This window comes from Anaerosporobacter sp., assembly GCF_965301125.1.
Window position 1 is genome coordinate 31236 of sequence record NZ_CBDLAM010000001.1, and the last position, 22656, is coordinate 53891.

Here is a 22656-nt window from a genome sequence, read left to right on the forward strand (position 1 = left end):
AACCATTTTGTAAATATATAGTTAAAAAGCACTACATATTTTGTTTATATTTATATATTAAAAAGAGGCAACCTTTAATTAAAAGTTGCCTCTTCACATATAAAATACATTATCATCTTCTCCTAGGAAGCGTCACAATAAAACTAGATCCCTTCGTATATTGAGAACGTACACGTATATTACCAGTATGTTTCAAGATAATTAATTTAGCGATGGATAACCCCAATCCATGCCCATTAATCTTTCTATCCCTTACATGATCAGAACGGTAGAATCTCTCGAATATATTATCAATATCTTTTCTTGTCATACCGATACCAGTATCCTCTACCGATATAACACAATCCCCATCTTTATTCTCACAAGATATGTAGATTGAGTCCCCATCACTAGTGTACTTAACCGCATTATCAACAAATACCCTTATTGCTTGCTTTAGCGCTTGCCTGTCCCCATAAACCATAACATCTTCTAGCGCCTTGGTCTCAATAATCCGATTGGTTGTAACCATCTTCGTTTCCTTTAACATATCTTCTACAAGTACACGCATGTTAAACATATGCTTCTCTAATTTAAGTGTCTTTTTATCGTGCCTTGATAGGAACAATAACTTCTCAACTAACTCTTGCATTGACTTAGATTCATTCTTAATCGCTTCTATAGATTCTTCCAAGACTTCCGGATCTGATTTTCCCCATCGATCTAACATGTTAACATATCCTTGAATAACTGCAATCGGTGTTCTAAGCTCATGTGAGGCATCGGAGACAAATTGTTTTTGACTTTCATAAGATAATTCAATCCGATCTAGCATTTTATTAATTGTCTCAGCAAGATCCTTAAGTTCATTCTTTGTTCCAGCAATATTAATTCTTTCACTTTGTAGGTTATTAACAGTAAGGCGATTTGCTAGTCTTGACATATTTTTAATAGGTAAGAACACTTTTTCATCACCATTTTTACCATAACCAATTACACAGGCTGTAAAGAATGCAAGCAGTAAAATCACAAATGGTAATAAACGATATAACAAAAGGCATTCTTCTGATAAATCAAATTGAAAATATAATACATAGCCCGTATCACCAATCTTAATCTTCTGTGTATCCTTCACAATTAACACTTTCTGGTCGTCTATAGTCCCATAGAATACCTTATGCAAGAGACTATCTCTCTTTTCAATACTACGCTCAATATCATTGAAAACAATTTCCTGTGTATCTTCATTTAAAATTTTTAAAGATAACCCTTGCATATAATATGGATTTTTCTCTTCAAAATCACTTATGTAAATCTCTTCATTCTCTAGACTAAATACCAACTGTTTTTGCAATGTATTACTATCATATGCCGAAATACCTAGATATACCCCTACGAATAATAAACAGAATACAACGCTATTAATAATCAACAATCTAAGGTAGTTTAATGATATACGGAATGCGATTGAGAAATAGAACTGGCTAAAGAATAACTCTTTTCTCTTTCGTAATGGTAGAACCGTACGAATTAGTAGTTTTCTAATCCATTCAACCATCTTACTTCTCGTCCTTAATTATATATCCAACGCCGCGGACAGTACTAATAAGATGAATTCCGTATTTGTCATCAATCTTTTGACGTAGGTATCTAACATATACATCTACCACATTCGTATCCCCTAGATATTCATAATCCCATACGTTATTTAATAACTGTTCTCTCGTCATAGCAATATTCTTATTCTTTAGTAGGTATTCAAGTAATTGGAATTCCTTCTTTGTTAGAGTAATTTCTTCTTTATCATATGTTACCGTATGACTAGCTAGATTTAGTAGAAGTTTTCCGTACTGCAATGTCTCTGTCTTTACGCCAGCATTTGAATGACGATTTAAAGATACACGAATTCTTGCTAACAGTTCTTCAATTGCAAATGGTTTTGTCATGTAATCATCCGCTCCCATATCAAGACCTGCAACCTTGTCTGTTACATCATCCTTAGCAGTTAACATGATGATCGGAACTTGGTTTCCCTCTTGTCTTACCCTTCTACAAACCTCTATACCACTTAACCCTGGTAACATAACGTCTAGGATAACCAAATCCACATCATCATGCATTGCTTTCTCAAACCCTTGTCTTCCATCTAAGGCAATCTCAACTTCATAGCCTTCATATTTCAATTCCAGTTCAACAAATCTTGCAATCTTATTCTCATCTTCAACTATTAATATTTTTGCCAAAACTATATACCTCCCTAATTTTCTATATAATTACTTCTATTGTATCATTATTTCTATAATTTTCACATTAAAAACATATTAAAAACTGTAATTAAATTGGGTTATTGCCATCACTAATGAGACGTCAACAGTGCAATATTAATTGACTAACAATTAAAAGTATCGTATAATTTACTTTATTATACCAAAGCTTTAAAGCTTTAAAGATTAAAATCGATAACAGATTAAAGAAGGGGACGGAGAATATGAAAAGAAGTAAAAAAATACTATCTACACTATGCATTTTTGCTTTGACCGTGACAGCGCTTAGTGGATGTAGTTCAAAAAAGGATTCTGACAAAACATTTAAGATTGGTGTTAGTCAACTTACAACTCATGACGCACTTGACGCTGCTTACAAGGGTTTTGTTGATGGTCTATCTGAGGCTGGATATAAAGAGGGCGATAATATCGAAATTAATTTTCAAAATGCGCAAGGTGACAAATCAAACATTAACACCATTGCTTCCACACTAGTTAATGATAATCCAGATTTAATCTTAGCGATTGGTACATCAACTGCTCAATCACTTGCTAATCTAACGAAGGATATTCCTATTGTAGTTACAGCCGTTACTGATCCTGAAGAAGCTGGAATTGTAGACACTAATGAAGCACCTGGTGGAAACGTTACTGGCACATCTGACTTAAATCCAGTTAAGGAACAGATGTATCTTTTAAAACAATTAGTCCCAACTGCTGATAAGGTTGCAATTCTATATTGTTCCAGCGAAGATAATTCGAAATTCCAAGCTGATCTTGCTGCAGAAGCTGCTGCAAATATTGGTATAGAAACAGTAGAAGCTACCGTATCTAGCACTAATGATATTGAACAAGTTATTCAATCATTAGTAGATAAAGTAGATGCTATCTATGCTCCTACAGATAACACGATTGCATCTGGTATGTCAACAGTATCGATGATTGCCAACGCAAACAATATTCCAGTTATCTGTGGAGAAACAGGAATGGTAGAGAATGGTGGCCTTGCTACATACGGACTTGATTACTATAACTTAGGAAAACAAACTGCTGCTATGGCTGTTAAGATTCTTACTGGGGAATCAGAGCCCGCAGATATGCCAATTGAATATATTGAAAATGTAGAATTGGCTATTAATGAAGATGTTGCTACTCAATTAGGAATCACGATTCCTGATGATTTAAAGGCTGAGATGAATAAATAATCGTAACCCGACTTACATATTGTTTAATACTAGAATAACCCCCGTTTTTTAATAGTCATTTAATTAAATATGGGCGATATTCTCTTTTACATTTTATATAAGAAATCTACATTATTAAATGATCGAATATAACAAAAGATTACAGGAGGTTATTATGGAAAACTTAACAGCAGTTTTATTTTCAATTTTAGGTGCTACTGGTCAAGGTCTTTTATGGGCAGTATTAGCACTTGGTATCTATATTACATTTAAAATCCTTGACATTGCCGACATGACTTGCGATGGTAGTTTCGCGTTAGGAGGTTGCGTAAGCGTTACATTAACCGTATCTGGTTGGAATCCATTTTTAACTTTACTTATATCCGTATTAGCTGGTATGGCTGCAGGTATGGTAACTGGCCTCTTACATACAAAGCTTAAGATTCCTGCAATTCTAGCTGGTATCCTAAGTATGATTTCCCTTTATTCTATTAACCTAAGAATATTAGGACAGGCAAATGAATCTTTAGTTAAATCAGATACCATCATCTCATTAATTAAAGACTTAATTCCTGATTCTATTATGGATTATATGAGATACTCCACACTGAATTCCATTATTGTTATCACTGTTGGTATTATTTTTGGTGTTTTACTTTGTATTCTACTGTATTGGTTCTTCGGTACTGAAGTCGGTAGTGCTCTTCGTGCAACTGGTAACAACGCAGACATGATCCGTGCTCTTGGACAGAATACAGACCATATGAAGATTCTTGGTCTTGTTATTAGTAATGGCTTAATTGCCTTATCGGGTTCTTTAGTAGCTCAAAGCCAGGGATATGGCGATGTTAACATGGGGCAGGGTTCTATTGTTATCGGTTTAGCTTCCATTGTAATTGGTGAGGTATTCTTAGGACATCGTACTTCATTTATAAGTAAATTAATTTCTGTTATTGTTGGATCTGTTGTCTACCGAGTAATTATAGCCCTCGTACTTCAAGCTGGATTAAATAATAATGATCAAAAATTATTTACTGCTATCATCGTTGCTTTTGCGTTATCAATTCCAGTTATTAAGAAAACAAAATTCGGTAGGTTTGTATCAAAGATTTTTGCTTGGATTAAGAAATCAAAATTTGGTAGGTTTATGAATAAAATCTTTGGACGTAAGAGAAAAACTTCCACAGTAGTAACTTCAAGCAAATAATCATTAGGAGGGAAAACAATATGTTATTTATAGAAACCTTACATAAAACATTTAATGCAGATACTATTAATGAAAAACATGTATTAAAAGGTGTGAATCTACATCTTAATCCTGGCGATTTCGTTACCATAATTGGTGGTAATGGTGCAGGTAAATCCACTTTATTAAACATGATTGCAGGTGTATATCCTGTAGATAGCGGTACACTTAAATTGGATGATATAGATATTACCAAACAACCTGAGCATGTTCGTGCGAAGCTGTTAGGGCGTGTGTTCCAAGACCCAATGAAAGGGACCGCTGCTAACATGGAGATTCAAGAAAACCTTGCTCTTGCATATCGACGTGGCAAAAAACGTGGATTAAAATGGGGTATCAACTCCGATGAAAAGCAGCAATACGTAGAAACTTTGAAGACACTTGACTTAGGCCTTGAAAATCGTCTTTCTTCAAAAGTTGGATTATTATCAGGTGGTCAACGACAAGCACTTACTTTATTAATGGCAACCTTAGTGAAACCAAAACTATTGTTACTTGATGAGCATACTGCTGCCCTTGATCCAAAGACAGCCAAGAAAGTACTTGATTTAACCGAACAAATTGTAGAGACAAATCACTTAACTGCACTTATGGTTACCCATAATATGAAAGATGCTATTCATATCGGCAACAGACTTATTATGATGCATGATGGTAACATTATCTATGACATTAGTGGAGAAGAAAAGAAAAACCTACAGGTATCCGATTTACTTAAAAAATTCGAACAAGCAAGCGGTGGAGAATTCGCTAATGACCGTATGATACTTGCATAATTAAAATGCAAGTATCATAGCGTGTTAGATTATAATCCAGAAAGAAGTGTTAAAATGCAATATAATATCTTGATTGTAGAGGATGATTCAGATATCAACAGTCTATTATCCAAAATATTGAACGCTGCTGACTATAAAACGAATCAGGCATTTTCAGGTACAGAAGCAAAACTTCTTCTTGAAAAAGAACTACCGGATCTAATTCTTCTAGACCTTATGTTGCCAGGAATATCAGGTAAAGAACTCTTGTATGAAATCAGAGAAGAAATGCATGCGGATATTCCAGTTTTAATTCTATCTGCAAAAAGCTCTTTGAATGATAAGGTTGAATTATTAAGAACGGGAGCGGATGATTATATTACCAAACCTTTTGAACCAGAGGAAGTTATCGCAAGAATTCAAGCTGCTCTCCGACGTTCTGGAAAAAAATCTAGTTTCCATGGATTACTGACATACAAAGAAATTAAACTTTACCCTGAATCACGAAAAGTAACGGTACGTGAGACAGAACTTCTACTTACTACACATGAGTATGACATACTTTATCTTCTTATGCAGTCTCCTGAAAAGGTGTATTCCAGAGAAAGTCTTTACGAATTAGTATGGAAAGGTGGCTATTACGGTGAAAATAACACGGTAAATGTCCACGTTAGCAATTTAAGAAAAAAATTAAAAGAAATAGATCCCACAGAAGAATATATTCAAACAGTATATGGGATTGGATTTAAACTCCAGTAAAATCTTTATAACTTCTTTAATATTTCTTTATGACTTATTAAAAACCAAAAAGATATAATATGTTTATCAATGAGGGGACCCTTTATTTAATAAACGTATCTTTGAATGGAGGTAAATAGAATGAATGAATATGTCATAGAGACAAAACAAATTACAAAATCCTATGGTTCTATCCTTGCATTAGACAATGTAAATATTCATGTTAAAAAAGGAAGTATTTATGGTCTAATTGGAGACAATGGTGCTGGAAAATCTACACTCTTAAAGTTACTTGCAGGACATGCTTTTGCCACAAGTGGAGAAATACAACTGTTTGGTAAATATGATGAAAAAGAGTTAGAACGTTGTCGAAAACAGACAGGTTGTATGATTGAGCAGCCTGGATTTTTTCCAGATATGACCGTTGAAAAAATGTTGGAATATTACCGCATTCAAAAAGGAATTCCAGACAAAGGGAAAGTAGATGAAATGTTAATCCTAACGGATATTGTCGAAAAGCGAAAAAGTAAATGCAAAAATCTTTCACTTGGTCAACGACAACGTTTAGGTCTTGCGATTGCAATGATCGGAGAACCTCAACTTTTACTTTTAGACGAACCAATTAATGGGCTTGATCCTAGTGGAATTATTGAATTTCGTAACTTGTTGCACCATTTAAATAAACACAAAAATATAACAATCTTATTATCTAGTCATATCCTGTCAGAGCTTCAACAAATTGCTACCTTTTATGGATTTTTAAGCAAAGGAAAACTAATCGAAGAAATTTCAGCGCAAGCTTTGCAAGAGAAGTGTTCAGACTGTATTGAAATGACGGTATCAGATGTAGAGAAATATTCTGTCTTATTAGAACACTTCTTTCCAAAGGACTTTTATAAAGTTCTACCAGATAAAGCAATCCGTATTTTAAAACCTCAAGAGCAACCAGAAGCCTATAGCAGACTGGCTTCTGAGCATGGAATATATATTACAGGAATGGGAAGAATCCAATCTTCTTTGGAAGATTACTATATGGACCTTAAAAACGGAGGTGCACTAAAATGATGAACTACATAAAAAGTGAAATTTATCGTGTGTCGCATAGTTGGGGCTTATACCGATTAACGATTGTTCTGGCAGCATTAGCATTCTTAATAAATGCAGTAATTGGGTGGGTTGGAAAAATGGACGGTCCAAGTTTTCGCTATGATACTACTTCTTTTTCTTATTCAAACATAGTAGCACAACCAATGATATACTGTATTATGGCCATTGTCATCGCAGCAACCCTCTACGAAGGGAATAGAAAAAATGGTAACTTAAAAAATGCAATTGCTTTTGGAATTTCCAGAACAAAAATCTTTCTTGGTGAGAGTATTGTGGCCACAATTTCATCAATCTTTGCTTTAATAATTGTTTTGGCTGTTTATATTGGAAGTGCCATATTATTTCTGGAACATACGGGACCTGTAGAACTGTGCGATTTATTGATGGAAGTTCCCGCAGTATTTTTCATTGCAGTTGCTTCATTGATTTCAGGAATTATCTTTATGGAGTTGTTTGAAAAGAGTAGCACGGGAATTATAACATGGGCTATCATTTGGTTTATAGTTCCTACCTTTTTTTACTACCTAGGACTTCGTTTTGATTTTGTCTACAACATAGCTATGTGGATGCCTGCAAATTTTTTTGGAACGAAAGAGATGATAGTAAACTTACATCAATGTTCAACAGCATGGGATACATCTGCAGGAATGATAAAATGCTTAATTTCTGGGATTGCTGGGATTACTGTGTTTATTACATCCGGGATTTTCTTGCTACGAAAAAAGGAAATTTAGAAATCACGTTTGCATAGGTCAGGTTATCTAACGGAGGTATAAAATGATTTATATATTTTTTGTTGTTGCAGTTATAATTGGAGCCTATTTTGCTTTCCGTTTCTTCTTGATAAAATACGCACTCCAAGAAACCGATAAGCAACTACAAGACATACAAAAAGACCTGACTCAAAATCAGGTTCTTCATTTACCCATACCAGCCAAAGATCTAGGAAAACTTATGAATTCTATTAACAATACTTTGGAAGAGATACGAAAAGAGCGTCAAAGTTATGAGAAACGTGAGAAGGAATTTCAACAAACGATAGAAAATATAAGTCATGATTTAAGGACACCCTTAACTGTGATTTTGGGATATTTAAAATTTATTAAAAAACCAGACAAAGAAATAGATATAAATAAAGATTTAACAGAGACTTTGGAAGTTATTGAACGGAAAGCAAAGTCCATGGAAAAGCTGGTAACACAATTCTATGCCTACTCTCGATTAAGTTCACAAGATTATAACTTGACAATACATGAAGTGGATGTTTGCAGAATTTTAAGAGAGACTCTTATTGATAATTATCAGATTTTGGAGCAAGCACATTTGAAAGTAGATGCAGAACTACCGGAGTATCCAATATGGATAATGGGTGAAGAGGGGGCATTAGAACGAATATTTTCTAACTTATTTCAAAATGCTGGACGATATGCAAGTAACTTTTTGAACATCCGCATAAAAGAGTACTCGGGAAAAACATCTATTTCTTTTGTTAATGATACTGATAAACTTTACGAAAGTGATGTACCTCATTTATTTGACAGATTCTATATGCAAGATAACTCAAGAACTCAGGGTGGTACTGGGCTAGGTCTGACTGTCGCCAAATCACTGGCAGAATCCATGGATGGTACGCTGAATGTAGAAGTTATTAATAGCAAATACGATGTATTACATGATAAAAATATTTCACTTTGTTTCAAATTAGAATTGAAAAATGTACTAATTAATAAAAGCATTGATAAATGATTCAAAAAATGGGCGTATCTGATATTTATCATATTGAGAGATACTTTGAATATTCCAATATGATAATTTCCAGAAACGCCCATAAAAACTATCTTACTCTATATCTAATTATTAACCTTAGTATAATCAATTGGGTCCTTCTTATTTGAAATTCTACCTAACACAAAAATTGATACAACTAAAAGTATTAAAGCTATAGCAAATGGGATTACTAAACTCTTCATTATCCCCATTAATAGATATCCAATTCCACCACACACTGCTACAACACTTGCATAAACCAACTGTGTTGATACGTGATCTATGTGATTACAGCCTGCTCCAGTAGATGATAGGATTGTTGTATCCGAGATTGGTGATATATGATCGCCATATACAGATCCTGCTAATACAGCCCCAAGTACTGGATATAGTAAAATACTTGTTGATTCTGATGAACAAATTGCTACTCCAATTGGAATTAATAAAGCCATAGTTCCCCATGAAGTACCTGTGGCAAACCCTAAGAATGCTGCAATAGCGAATACCATAACTGGTAGAATGAATACCGGGAAGCTTGCATCCTTCACAAGATTTCCTACATATCCGCCTGTATTTAAATAATCCACACTACAGATACCACCAATTGCCCAAGCAAGGATTAAGATTGTGAATGCTGGAACCATTGACTTAACACCTTCTGAAATTCCTTCCATGAATTCACGGAAAGAAAGAATCTTACGAATCGAATATTGAATAAATGTAAGTACTAATGCACCAAAACTACCTAATACTAGAGAAAGAGATGCCTCACACTCTCCAAACGAAGCGAAGAAATTCGTTTCTCCTGTTAATCCACCACCTGTATATGCCATAGCTAATACTGTTAATACAATTAATGAAATAATTGGGATTACAAGGTCAATTACCTTTCCTTTTGTCTTCTCTTTCTTAACTTCTGTAACGACTACTTCTTTTCCTGAGAATAAATCACCATGTTCAATAGCATTCTTTTCAAAGCGTGCCATTGATCCGAAGTTTACTTTTGATAAACAAATTATTATAACCATAATAATCGTTAGAATCGCATACAGATTATACGGAATTATCTTAATAAATGTAGTCATTCCATTACCTGCACCCGCATCCTCTATATACGTTGCTACGGAAGCTCCCCAACTTGATATAGGAGCAATGATACAGATTGGAGCTGCTGTTGCATCAATTAAATAAGCAAGTTTAGCCCTACTAATTCTATGTTTATCTGTAAGTGGTTTCATAACTGTTCCTACAGTAAGACAATTAAAATAATCATCAATAAAGATAAAACAACCAAGAGCAGATGTTGCTAGAGATGCTCCTCTTCTTGTCTTAATCTTCCTAGCTGCCATCTCTCCATATGCAGCTGAGCCACCTCCCATAGCAACAATTGCTACCAATGCCCCCAGTAGTCCTAAGAAAATTAAGATGTACACATTCTCTCCCATCTTTTCACCCATAACTTCAAAAGAAGTAACTACCATCTCAATTACATTACCATTGTTATAGATTAGCGCTCCAACTAGAATTCCTGTCAATAATGACGAAATAACCTCTTTGGTAATGAGGGCTAAGACAATTGCAATAAGGGGAGGGAGTATAGATAAAAGTCCATAGTTTACTGCTTCTAATACGTCCATTCCTTTATTCCTTTCCATTCTTGTTATATTTTTCAACTATAAAGATAACTATTTTGTCCTTATAGTATTAAAATTCATCCTAATACATCTTTATATTTATAACATGAATGGATTTGTCTAGCAACATGAATGATTTTCCATGGATAATTATGTCTTTTATTACTGATTATTACTTTTTTTAATTTTCTTCTTAATAACAACAATTCCTACAACGATGATTGCTCCCCAGAAGATAAAATAAGGAAGATTTGAAGTAATCCAAATAATAAAGTCCGTAAAATTCTCCTTAATATCATAAAGTGTATCTTTGAGTCCTGATTTCATCTGCTGCCAAGTAGATTCTTTCTCAACATGTGAAGTGTAACGAATCACCTCTTGAATGGATACAGTAACTGTACTATACTCAACAAGATTATCATATGTCTTTAACTGTGATTCGTAAGACTCTAACTCATATCGAATCTCTGATAATCGATTTTCTAATAATATAATAGAATCCAAATCAACTGCTTTTTCAATTAACTCTAATAGACGTTTTTGTTCGACCTTAAGTACTTTCACATGGCTTTCCATATCCACATAATTAACTGTAACATCTTCTGCTGACATATTCTTTGACACTACATTACCAGTCTTATTCACTTTATTAACAAAGGAATCTAATTTAGCTGCTGGTATTCTTGCAATAATGTTACAGTAACGATTTGTGCTACTTAATAAATCACTCATTTCAATACTCTCAGCATATCCCCCAAGAGAAGTAATTTCAGCTTCTATGGTATCTACAACCTTATCAAAATCCTGGGTTTCTAACTCAAGTGATACATTACGAATAATCTTACGATTTGCCTCAACCTTAATAGCACTTTCCCCACTATCCGAACCAGTAGTTGTTTTATCTTCATTAGCACTTTCCTCCGCAATTGCAGTATCAGTAGTACTTTGTGCTGTACTTTCGCTACTATCATAGGTAACATCTTCGGTTTCATATGAGACCATATCTTCCTCTACTTCTTTGTTACTCTTACTCCCACATGCAGTAAAAAGCACGCATACAAGTATTAACGTAATAATTCCCTTAAATTTGTTTTTCATAAAAAAGCCCTCCTTCTAATTCATAATTTATTTATCTATCTATGAATTAGACGAGAGGGTTTTGAAAATGGTTCCATTTTTATTTTTATTCTATTCTTAACTATTCCTATAAGTTACTTACACCAGCTTCCACATCTTCTGCCGATACTGAGATTCCTCGATGAGGAACAGATGTTGAGAATACAATTTGAGTCTTCGTTGTACCGAATTTTTGCAAATGACCAATGAAAGAATCAAGTTCCATGGTACTTGGAAAACATACCTTTATCAACATAGAATAGCTTCCCGTAACGCAATTACATTCAATAACGTTAGGACATTGTTGTACGAATGGATAAAATGTATCCTTTTTCGTTGGGGACATTTCAAGATTAATAAAGGCTGTAATGTGGTACCCTAGTTTAATCGGATTAATACTTGCATGGTAACCTGTTATAATATCCTCTTTTTCTAGACGTTCAATTCTTGCTGCCACCGCTGGTGACGATAAAAACACCTTTTCTGCTAATTGTTTAAGTGAGTACCTAGCATTTTCTTGTAGTAAACTAATTATTTTTTTATCGATCTTATCCATTTTGATACCTCCTGTTATACAATTTTTACGAGAATTTGTAATATTACGTGTTATGTAAGGCTGATTAGTTGGGGCTAGATGTAAAAAAAGCATAGGTTTAGCACCTATGCTTCTTTGCAATCTTTTTTTATTTTACATTTTCTTCATTATACAATGTAAAGTAAAGTTTTTCAAGTTTTTTATTAATTTAAATATAAAAGATTTTTTGAACAAAAAAGTTAATGATACGTTCATAGAACCTTCATAAACACTACACATCTAATACACATTTAATTGTTATTATAGTTATATCAAATAAGTCAACTAACTTTTATATAGATTTTTTTTCATAACATCCCCCTCTTAGGAGCCCCCAACGGCTCCTCCTTTTTTTATCTAAATAACTTTATTGATATTATATAAGGAATTTAGTACAACCCAGTTTTGAGGGAAGTATTTCATAATAGTCCAATAACTCGCACCATTAAGTCCATACTCATTAACTAATTGAAGTTTATAATTAATACTTCTGGCATCCTCGAACCATACTACGTGTTCAACTCCATCTGTCGTGTAATTAAAATAAGGTGTTTTTGCCTCTTCATCAAAATTAATAGTTGCACCATACTCAGCAGCTCGTTCTACAGCTGCTACATTACTTATGGAGGTAGCTCTTGATTCTCCTCTCACAAAAGGGAGCGCCCAGTCATAAGCATAATTTGGAACACCCATGAATATTTTCTTTGGATCAATTTGCGTAACGGCATAATCAAGTACTTCCCTTACTTTATTAATAGGAGCTACTGCCATTGGTGGACCATATGTATAGCCCCATTCATAGGTCATTAATAAAACTTTATTTGCAACTGCTCCTAGTCCTTTATAATCATGAGCTTCATACAAAAGTCCTGGTTGATCTGAAGATATTTTAGGTGCTAGCGCTACCATAACTTGAAAACCTTCTGCGTTCAGCTTAGTTGTTACATTTTGTATGAAATTAATATATGCCTCCCTATCATCAGGATAAATATATTCAAAATCAATGTCCAATCCATAGTATTGCTTTTCTTCTAGATTAGCAAGAATATTTTCAATTAAACGATTCTGTGCTTCTATATCGTTCAAAATCTGATTTGCTAATTCATTACTAAAGGTACCCTCTGGAGTTAATGTTGATATTAGCATGAAAGAAGCTACACCATAATCTCTCGCAAGCTGAATGATCTCTTCATCATCAATATCGATTAGTTCCCCTTCTGGTGTAAAACCATATGTAAATATAGTAATATAGGTTAGAAAAGGTAAGGTCTTAATTAATACGTCTCTATCAATAAAAGGATATAGATACCCATTTACCTCCATTGATCCTATTCTTTCTCCTTCGTATTCAATTACGATTTGTTGACCAACATATAAATAAGGAAAATCTGCAAGCCCTGGATTATTTTGTAGTAGTGTGATTACACTTACACCATTTTTCTGTGCTACTTCAAGAAGTGTATCTCCCTCCTCGACCGTATAGGTTGTCTTTGGATACAAAATAACAAGCGTCTGCCCAACAACTAAGTTATCCGGATTGGTTAATTCATTATCCTCAATAATACGATTAGGTGTTGTCCCATAATCTGTCGCAATACTATAAATGTTTTCTCCTTGCGTCACTACATGTATTTCCATATGTACTCCTTTCATTATAAGAACCGTACTAAGACAATAATTTAACTTAGTACGATTCCTCTACTCCTTGATTTACTCTACTAACTCATACTTCACACTTAAAAACTTCCTATATAGCAGTTACCTACTCCTAGAAATCTTCAAGTGCGCAGTTTGAGTTCCTAACTTGATAATTCATTTATACCCTAATATATGTCTTACTAGTCCTAGCTTAGAACTTTACTACCTGATTTTTTCACTTGATGGTAAAGTAACTCTAAAAAGATGTCTAACAAGCACTCTAAAGTTAAATGGTACAAGCGGATACATATAGTTATAACCGGATATTGTTCTATTGAACATAACTGCTAACAGAGTTAACACAAGACCTAAAATAAATCCCCACTGACTGAATAGACCAGTTAATATCAATATTACAAGTCTCATAAACTTGAGCGCATATCCTAGTTCAAAACTAACTTGCGAATAATTTGCAATAGCTACGAATGCCATGTAAAGCATTATTTCTGAATTAAACCATCCTGAACTAACAGAGAAGTCTCCTAATATCAATGCAGCTACAACACTTAAGGGCGTACTTAACATACTTGGTGTATTCAGTGATGCTATTCGAAGTCCATCAATAGAAAACTCAAGTATAAGAAACTGAATAATAATAGGTATATTAATGGTATCCTTAATCTTAATAAACTCTAGCCCCTTGGGTATCCAGTCCGGATGTTGCATCAATAATGCGAAGGTCGGTGTTAACACCAAGGCTATGATATTAATAATAATTCTTGAAAGTCGGAGATATGTTCCCGTAATTGGTGGGAAATAATAATCATCTGCCTCCTCTACAATCCCGAATATTGTTGTAGGAAGTATCATTACAGAAGGAGAGTTATCAACTACAACTACAATTTTTCCTTCTAATACAGAAGCGGATGCAGCATCGGGACGCTCCGTATAACGAAACTTTGGAAATGGATTCAACCAACTCCCACGATAGATACATTCTGCTAAACTCTCTTGATTCATAGTAAGTGCATCGATTTTAATACTTTGTATTTTATCTATTACTTTATTCAATAGCCTTTCATCCACGCGATCTTTCATATAGCAGACTACGATATCTGTATGTGAAGAACTCCCAACTGACATCATCTGCATGATAAGACTTGGATTTCTTATTCTTCTCCTAATAAGTGCGGTATTGGAAACTAATGTTTCTACAAATCCATCTCTAGAACCTCTCATGACCTTATCTTTATCAGGTTCCTCTACACTTCTTGCCGGATATGTTCTACAGTCAATTGCTAGTACCTTTTCATAACCATCAATAAGTAAACAAGGCACACCGGAGAGAATACGTGTAATAACGTCATCCATCTTATCCACCAAATCAGTTTCACCATACGGTAGTAACTTATTTTTAAATTCTTCTGGTGTACAATCCAAATCTTCTTTCTTAAGATCTGAAAAGAACTCCATTAACTTTTCAAGTATTTCATCTTTTGCAAACCCGTCTATAAAATAAATACAACTTTCTCTTTGGCCTATATCGATATTTCGATTAATAATATCAAAGTTATCATCTACCATTAACTCTGCATCCAAACGCCTTTTGTTCGCTGCAAAGTTTTTACTTATCGTGTTTACCATATACTAATATTTGCTCCTTATATTGTATTTAACACTTATTGTTTACCTAATCTTCCTAATTATTCAGGTTTAATACGACTGCATAATTTATGTTCTTTTGTAAATCTGCAGTTTCTTCCCACAAAAATAGCTCCTCTATATGATTGGCAGTTTTATTAATTAAACTGTCTACATATAGAAGAGCTCATTATATTTCATTCACTTATTTAGAAAGTTACTTATTAATAACATGTAAGACCATAAAGTTCATAGGATCAACAACCAATTCCCTATCACCCTCTAAGACTTCATTTGTAAGCAGATTGCAATACATACCCTCTTTAAGTCTATATGAAAGTTTCTCTTCTTCACTATTGTTAATGATAATTATTGATTTATCATCATTAAGAACTCTTTCATATATTAAGAATTGTTGCTTTGCTAGAAGTGTATTAAATTCTCCGTCAACAAATTCCTTATGTTCTCTACGAATGTTTGCTAACCACTTAAAATGTTCGAATAGCGTAACGTCTTGTTTTTCTTTATCCCAGATCATACAACGTCTGCAATCAGGATCGTTACCACCTTCAAGTCCTACTTCATCTCCGTAATATATATACGGAATTCCTAAATATGTGTATTGGAACACCGTTGCCAACATAAGTCTCTTCTTCTCACCAGAAGCATCCGTAACGAAACGGGCTGTATCATGTGAATCTAGAAGATTTAACATCTGTTTATGAATGTCTTTACGAAGGGAATGTTGTCTAATTGACAACGCTTCGATGAAATTCTCGGCAGTCATTTTACGAAGTGCAAAGAATTCTAATACAGATTCTCTAAATGGGTAGTTCATAGTGGAGTCTAATTCATCTCCCTTACAGAATGAATTGCCCATATGCATGATTTCACCAATTACTATGGCATCTGGATTCTCTTTCTTTACGCGTTCATAGAACTTCTTAAGGAAACTATGATCGATTTCATCGCATACATCCAAACGGAAACCATCTATATGAAATTCTCTTAACCAGTAACTTGCTACATCCAAGAAGTATTGCACGGTACTCGGATTACTCATGTTTAACTTTGGCATATTCCCATATCTATCATAGAAAGTTACATAATTAAGTTTTCTTTGATCAATTGGATAAGAATCAATATAATACCAATCTTTATAGGTAGACTTTTCTCCCTTTGCCATAACATCTTTGAAAGCAAAGAAGTCATCCCCAGAATGATTGAATACGCCATCTAATACAAAACGCATTCCTCTCTTATGTGCTTCATCAATTAACTCTCTTAATTCTTCTTTGGTACCAAACTGAGGGTCAATCTCATAATAATCTTTTGTATTATACTTATGGTTGGAACAAGATTGGAAAATTGGAGTTGTATATATGATTGTAACTCCAAGCTCTTTTAGGTAGTCTAACTGTTTTGTAATTCCTTTTAAATCACCACCAAAGAAGTCATGGTTCCCTACCACTTTTTCTCCCCAAGGTTTTACCCCTTCTGGATCATTATTATGATTTCCATTACAGAAACGGTCTGGGAAAATCTGATACATAACCCCATTCTTGGCCCACTCTACTGGATGATAGAAATCTCCTGGGCAAAGATAAGGAAATTGAAATGATTGCGGAACATCTGGCTTTTCATTAATAATTCCTCTCTCATTATAATAAAAACAATTTCCTTCATTATCAATTAATTCAAAAAAATAGCGAAACTTCTTATCTACATTAACTAGCTCCACCTCATAATAAGTGAAGTTTTCACTTCCCTCAGTACGATTCATAGAAACCTGACTAAATGGTTTCTCGTAATGATGTCTATCTTTATAGTAAACATAAACATTTTTAATATCATCTTTCGCCGTTTGAATTTTTAAATATAATGTATTCTGTTCAATTGCATAAGCATATGGTACGTCTGGTGTATGGTATATCCCTTGTTTAATCATATTTGTTTACCTCCTATGAATAGTAGTTTATTATGTACTACTAATATAATATCATAGATAGAAAAATTGTCAATTATAATTTTCGTATTTTTTCGTAATATGTTTAAAAAACATCAAAGATTTAGTAGGTTAATTAAATTAATATACATTGTCTTACTTTTATTTACATATTGTATTTTATCATTGATTTTGCTATACTTTATCAGAATAGAAGATACCTTTATTGGGGATTTTTCATATATATATGTAGATATTAATGGAGGATGATAAAATGATACAAGAGAAAAAACGGATTTTAGTGCTTGCAACTGGTGGAACAATTGCATCGCAAACGAGTGAAGAAGGATTGATTCCTGCATTAAGTATTGATAATTTATTCTCAAAGATCACAGGATTGAATGAGAATTATGATATAACTGCAAAAGATATTCTTCATTTAGATAGTTCTAATATACAACCTGAGGAGTGGCAATTAATCGCTAACCATATATATAATTCTTGCCATGATTACGATGGAATTGTGGTTACACATGGTACTGACACAATGGCATATACCACAAGTGTACTTTCTTATATGCTTCAAAACATTCCCATCCCTGTAGTAGTTACGGGGTCTCAGTTACCCATATTACATCCATTAACAGATGCCACGGACAACATCCGTTGTGCCTTTGCAATGGCTGCAGCTGGAGTTCCAGGAATCTTCTTAGCATTTAATCGCAAGATTATCTTAGGATGTCGAGCTGTTAAAGTCCGCACAACTGGTTTTGATGCATTTGAAAGTGTTAACTGCAAATACGTGGCTACTATTGATTCCAATGGGCTTAATATTAACCATAAACTTTTATCTGATACGGATGAGGAAGTTGAACTAAAAGATTCTGTTTGTTCAGAAGTATTCTTAATTAAATTAACTCCAGGACTAAACCCAGGAATTTTTGACATGCTCTTAGAGATGAATTATAAAGGTGTTGTAATTGAGGCCTTTGGAGCTGGTGGATTACATTTTATTCACCGTGACCTTATACCGAAACTGCAGAAATTAGTAGATCATAATATACCTGTCGTTGTATCTAGCCAATGCCTATATGAACGTAGTGATTTATCCATCTACCAAGCTGGTCAAAAAGCACTAGAAACAGGGGTTATCCAAGCTTATGATATGACTACAGAGGCGACCGTAACAAAACTTATGTGGGCTCTGGGACAGACAAACGATTTAGATGAAATCAGAACCATCTTCTCAACTAATCTAGTTGGTGAGATTAAATTATAGCATTATGCAACGTTAAAAAACTTATAAAATCCATTTACCTATTTTCCATACTAATAGTTTATGGTATAATAAATTAAGTTTTTTATCACTACACAGTGATAAAATTATAAAGTGTGTAGAATATTTAATAATATTAAGGAGAAGACGCAAAATGAAGAATCTTATTATACCAGATGGTTATCAACCAGCTATTAACATAAGACAAACAGAAGTCGCAATCAAAGATGTAAAAGACTTTTTCGAAAAAGAGTTAGCAAAAGAATTAAACCTTACAAGAGTATCTGCTCCCCTGTTTGTTAAACCAGAAACTGGGCTTAATGATAACTTAAACGGAGTAGAACGTCCCGTAAGCTTCGGAATTAAAGAACAAAATGACGCTAACGCAGAAATCGTACATTCATTAGCTAAATGGAAACGTCTTGCCTTACAACGGTACGGATTTTCTGTTGGTGAAGGCTTATATACGGATATGAATGCGATTCGTCGTGATGAAGATACCGATAACATTCATTCTATCTTCGTTGATCAATGGGATTGGGAAAAGATCATTACCAAAGAAACTCGTACAGTAGAGACATTACAAGATACTGTTAAGAAAGTATATAATGCACTAAAATCAACTGAGAAATTTATATGTGATAAATATACATATGTAAATCCAATTATGCCAGAAGAGATCTCTTTCATAACAACCCAAGAATTAGAAGATATGTATCCAGACAGTACACCAAAAGAGAGAGAATATAAGATTGCCAAGTTAAAAGGTGCAATCTTCATTATGCAAATTGGTGGGGCTTTAAAATCAGGAGAGAGACATGACGGTCGTGCACCTGATTATGATGATTGGTCATTAAATGGTGATATTATTATGTATTATCCTGTCCTCGATATTGCTCTTGAACTTTCTTCTATGGGCATCCGTGTTGATGAAGACTCTCTAAGAGAACAACTAAAGATCAGCGATTGTATGGACCGCGCTAATTTACCTTTCCAAAAGGCATTACTTAATGGTGAATTACCATATACCATCGGTGGTGGTATCGGACAATCAAGAATCTGTATGTTCTTCCTTCGTAAAGCACATATTGGTGAAGTGCAAGCTTCAATCTGGCCTGATGATATGTTCGAATATGCAACAGCAAATGGTATTGCATTACTATAACTATAAATTAACTCACAACTTATAAACTTATATAAAAAGGTATGGTTGTACAAATAATTCTTTGCACAACCATACCTTTTTTATTAGTAATCTCTATCCTATTAATCCAAGATGTTCTACTAAAATCTTAAGACCTATTATAATTAATATTATACCACCAAGTAATTCAGCTTTTGATTTGTACTTGGTACCAAACACATTGCCAATCTTCACACCTATGAAGGAAAAAACAAATGTCGTAATACCAATTAGACAGACTGCTGGAATTATCTGAACTTGTAAGAAAGCAAATGTTATACCTACTGCAAGTGCATCAATACTTGTTGCAACTGCTAAAATTGTAACATACTTAAGACAAAATTTCTTTTCTTCTTTCTTCTCGTCATCCTTGTCTAACGCTTCTTTAATCATATTACCACCAATAAAAGCAAGTAATACAAAGGCAACCCAATGATCAATAGAGGTTATATACCGTTGAAAATTCTTTCCAAGTAAGTAACCTAATAAAGGCATTCCTGCCTGAAAACCTCCAAAAAATACTGCAAGTATTCCAGCACGTTTTAAATTCAACTTCTTCATAGATAATCCTTCACAAATAGAAACTGCAAAAGCATCCATGGATAACCCAACCGCTAATAAGAATAATTCAATAAAAGTCATAGATACAAATCCTTTCTCTTACTTAATTAAGTTGTATAATATGATAGAACAAAGTGAGCAATTTAAAAGAGACTTATCTGCAATAAAAATACTGCAGACAAGTCTCATTATTTAAAATAAAGCCAGATGTTCTCCATCAGTATGTTGACTTTATTACACTACGTGCAAACTACTCCCTTATCTTCGTTAAATTATAGAGAATAATTAATCATCTGTCAAGAAAATCTATGCATTTATTCTGTAATATCAGCATACATGAAGTACCAATAACCGTATGGTGAATGCCATGAACCTGTTATCTTTGAGCTCTGCAACCAGAAGTCGTTATAATATGCTAAAGGAATAGTACCAACTTCCTCCATGAGAATATCTTCTGCTTCATGAAGAGCCTGTGAACGTTCATTTTCATCTAATGTAGTTCTTGATTTTTTCATTGCTGCATCAAATTCTGAATTACTGAATTTACCATCATTGTTACCATTACCAGTCATAAAAAGGTCTAGTATATTAGATGGATCACTATAGTCTCCTACCCAACCATTTCTTGCTGCCATATAATTTCCATTACGACGTTCTGCAGAGAAACTACTCCATTCAAGAATCTCTACTTCTACTGTAACTCCTAGTTCTCCCCATGCCTGTTGTAAGTATTCTGCAACTACTTTATGATATGCTGTATCATTTGTGGAATAAGTAATTGTAGGGAAACCTTCTCCATTTGGATAACCTGCTTCAGACAGTAATTCCTTAGCTTCTTCTAAGTTTGCATCAAAATTACTATTATCGAGATATGGATTTCCTCCATTTGCATTATCTAAAAACTCAGTGTTGTTTACATCGCTCCAACCAGGTCCTAATAGATTAGTAGCTGCTGTATAGGTACCCTGCATTAGAGTACCGGCTAAATACTCACGGTCAATAGCGAGACTCAATGCTTTACGTACTTTTGAATCTGCAAAAGCAGGATCATTTAAGTTCAAGTTTACGTAGTATGTACCGATTATCGGTTCTACATTGAATTCAGAGTTATCACTTAAATTTGGAATCTCTTCTGTTGGAACATCCTTAATCATCGACACTTCTCCTGATTTGTATGCACTGTAAGCTGCATTAGAGTCTTCCATTAAAACAAATTTAATACTTCCTAATTTGATTGCATCTGCGTTCCAATAATTAGGATTCTTACTCATAATAATATGAGAATCTGGTACCCATTCTGTTACATAAAATGGTCCATTGGATACGTATGTATCTGCTGATACTGCCCATGCATCGCCATTCTTTTCAATAGTTGCCTGTTGTACCGGTGATAATGTGGCAAAAGCTGCTAGTGATTCAAAGTAAGAGCATGGATTTTCTAAATTAACTACAAATGTTTTATCATCTGGAGCAGAAACTCCTAAAGCATCTAAGTTTCCAGTAGTAGCTTCATCAAATCCCTTGACCATTCCTAAAACAGTTTCTCCATATGGTGCTGCAACTTCAGGATCAGCAACTCTCTTCCAACTGTATACGAAATCATTTGCTGTTAAATCACTTCCATCAGACCACTTAAGACCGTCGCGTAAGTGGAATGTCCATGTTAAACCATCTTCAGATACTTCCCAAGTCTTAGCTTGGCCTGGTTGAATGCTATTATCCTCTCCGATAATTAATAATCCTTCAAAACTATGTAGGATCATATTACCACCATCAACAGCGCTATTTAGTGCTGGATCGATTGTCTCTGGGTTTGGACCAACTTGTACTGCTAGTTGCTTTCCTTCTGTGCTGGTTGTACTACCATCTTTTGTTCCTTCATCAGTAGTTGTAGTTTGATCTGCTGGAGTTTTATTTGTATTGTTTTTTCCTCCACAAGCAGTAAGAGAACCTACTACTAATGCAACTGCGAAAATTATAGATAATTTTCTCTTCATTTTAAAACCTCCCTTTTTTATAATAATTCGTTGATTATTCATTCAGCTACC

Annotated in this window: 19 protein-coding genes; 9 read left to right on the forward strand and 10 right to left on the reverse strand. The window is 34.0% G+C overall.

Annotated features, from left to right (window positions below; all coding sequences use genetic code 11):
• Positions 1–112: 112 nt before the first annotated feature.
• Both ACW2QF_RS00175 and ACW2QF_RS00180 read right to left on the reverse strand, forming a co-directional pair.
• Positions 113–1537 (reverse strand): sensor histidine kinase, encoded by a 1425-nt coding sequence (locus tag ACW2QF_RS00175; RefSeq protein WP_455713963.1) that lies wholly within the window; start codon positions 1535–1537, stop codon positions 113–115.
• A 1-nt stretch (position 1538) separates the two neighbouring features.
• Positions 1539–2222 (reverse strand): response regulator transcription factor, encoded by a 684-nt coding sequence (locus tag ACW2QF_RS00180; protein ID WP_455713964.1) that lies wholly within the window; start codon positions 2220–2222, stop codon positions 1539–1541.
• Positions 2223–2467: 245 nt separating this feature from the next.
• On the opposite strand from ACW2QF_RS00180, the gene ACW2QF_RS00185 reads away from it, so the two are divergent.
• The 7 genes from ACW2QF_RS00185 to ACW2QF_RS00215 all read left to right on the forward strand — a co-directional run bounded on the left by ACW2QF_RS00185 (position 2468) and on the right by ACW2QF_RS00215 (position 9019).
• Positions 2468–3448, forward strand: coding sequence for an ABC transporter substrate binding protein (locus ACW2QF_RS00185; protein WP_455713965.1), 981 nt, complete (start codon positions 2468–2470; stop codon positions 3446–3448).
• A 154-nt stretch (positions 3449–3602) separates the two neighbouring features.
• Positions 3603–4634, forward strand: coding sequence for an ABC transporter permease (locus ACW2QF_RS00190; protein WP_455713966.1), 1032 nt, complete (start codon positions 3603–3605; stop codon positions 4632–4634).
• Positions 4635–4654: 20 nt separating this feature from the next.
• Positions 4655–5449 carry an ABC transporter ATP-binding protein gene (locus ACW2QF_RS00195; protein ID WP_455713967.1) on the forward strand — a complete coding sequence of 265 codons (795 nt, stop codon included), beginning with the start codon at positions 4655–4657 and terminating at the stop codon, positions 5447–5449.
• Positions 5450–5503: 54 nt separating this feature from the next.
• Positions 5504–6187, forward strand: a complete 684-nt coding sequence (locus ACW2QF_RS00200) for a response regulator transcription factor (RefSeq protein ID WP_455713968.1) — start codon at positions 5504–5506, stop codon at positions 6185–6187.
• A gap of 120 nt (positions 6188–6307) precedes the next feature.
• Positions 6308–7231, forward strand: coding sequence for an ABC transporter ATP-binding protein (locus ACW2QF_RS00205; protein ID WP_455713969.1), 924 nt, complete (start codon positions 6308–6310; stop codon positions 7229–7231).
• Positions 7228–8007, forward strand: coding sequence for an ABC transporter permease (locus tag ACW2QF_RS00210; protein WP_455713970.1), 780 nt, complete (start codon positions 7228–7230; stop codon positions 8005–8007). Before ACW2QF_RS00205 ends, ACW2QF_RS00210 begins: the two co-directional genes overlap by 4 nt.
• Before the next feature lie 43 nt (positions 8008–8050).
• A complete protein-coding gene (locus ACW2QF_RS00215; RefSeq protein ID WP_455713971.1) occupies positions 8051–9019 on the forward strand; it encodes a sensor histidine kinase in 969 nt (322 codons plus the stop codon).
• 104 nt (positions 9020–9123) lie between these two features.
• Here the strand turns inward: ACW2QF_RS00215 and ACW2QF_RS00220 are convergent, their stop codons facing one another.
• The 6 genes from ACW2QF_RS00220 to ACW2QF_RS00245 form a co-directional block, all read right to left on the reverse strand.
• A complete protein-coding gene (locus tag ACW2QF_RS00220; RefSeq protein WP_455713972.1) occupies positions 9124–10677 on the reverse strand; it encodes a Na+/H+ antiporter NhaC family protein in 1554 nt (517 codons plus the stop codon).
• A gap of 159 nt (positions 10678–10836) precedes the next feature.
• On the reverse strand, positions 10837–11772 hold the full coding sequence (locus ACW2QF_RS00225; RefSeq protein WP_455713973.1) for a DUF4349 domain-containing protein: 936 nt from the start codon (positions 11770–11772) through the stop codon (positions 10837–10839).
• Positions 11773–11878: 106 nt separating this feature from the next.
• Positions 11879–12346: an Lrp/AsnC family transcriptional regulator gene (locus ACW2QF_RS00230; protein ID WP_455713974.1), complete on the reverse strand. Its 468-nt coding sequence runs from the start codon at positions 12344–12346 to the stop codon at positions 11879–11881.
• Positions 12347–12721: 375 nt separating this feature from the next.
• A complete protein-coding gene (locus tag ACW2QF_RS00235) occupies positions 12722–14002 on the reverse strand; it encodes a glycosyl hydrolase family 18 protein (RefSeq protein ID WP_455713975.1) in 1281 nt (426 codons plus the stop codon).
• A gap of 222 nt (positions 14003–14224) precedes the next feature.
• Complete coding sequence (locus tag ACW2QF_RS00240; RefSeq protein WP_455713976.1) at positions 14225–15646, reverse strand: spore germination protein; 1422 nt, start codon at positions 15644–15646, stop codon at positions 14225–14227.
• Positions 15647–15860: 214 nt separating this feature from the next.
• The gene (locus ACW2QF_RS00245) at positions 15861–17591 is read right to left on the reverse strand and encodes a glycoside hydrolase family 13 protein (RefSeq protein WP_455713977.1); all 1731 of its coding nucleotides are present in this window, start codon (positions 17589–17591) and stop codon (positions 15861–15863) included.
• Positions 17592–17862: 271 nt separating this feature from the next.
• Between ACW2QF_RS00245 and ACW2QF_RS00250 the strand changes: the two genes are divergently transcribed.
• Both ACW2QF_RS00250 and asnA read left to right on the forward strand, forming a co-directional pair.
• A complete protein-coding gene (locus ACW2QF_RS00250) occupies positions 17863–18867 on the forward strand; it encodes an asparaginase (RefSeq protein WP_455713978.1) in 1005 nt (334 codons plus the stop codon).
• A gap of 151 nt (positions 18868–19018) precedes the next feature.
• Positions 19019–20029, forward strand: a complete 1011-nt coding sequence (gene asnA, locus ACW2QF_RS00255; RefSeq protein WP_455713979.1) for an aspartate--ammonia ligase — start codon at positions 19019–19021, stop codon at positions 20027–20029.
• A gap of 93 nt (positions 20030–20122) precedes the next feature.
• Here asnA and ACW2QF_RS00260 read toward each other — a convergent pair whose 3' ends face one another.
• Complete coding sequence (locus tag ACW2QF_RS00260) at positions 20123–20689, reverse strand: manganese efflux pump MntP (protein WP_455713980.1); 567 nt, start codon at positions 20687–20689, stop codon at positions 20123–20125.
• 233 nt (positions 20690–20922) lie between these two features.
• Positions 20923–22605, reverse strand: a complete 1683-nt coding sequence (locus tag ACW2QF_RS00265) for a peptide ABC transporter substrate-binding protein (RefSeq protein WP_455713981.1) — start codon at positions 22603–22605, stop codon at positions 20923–20925.
• Positions 22606–22656 lie beyond the last annotated feature (51 nt).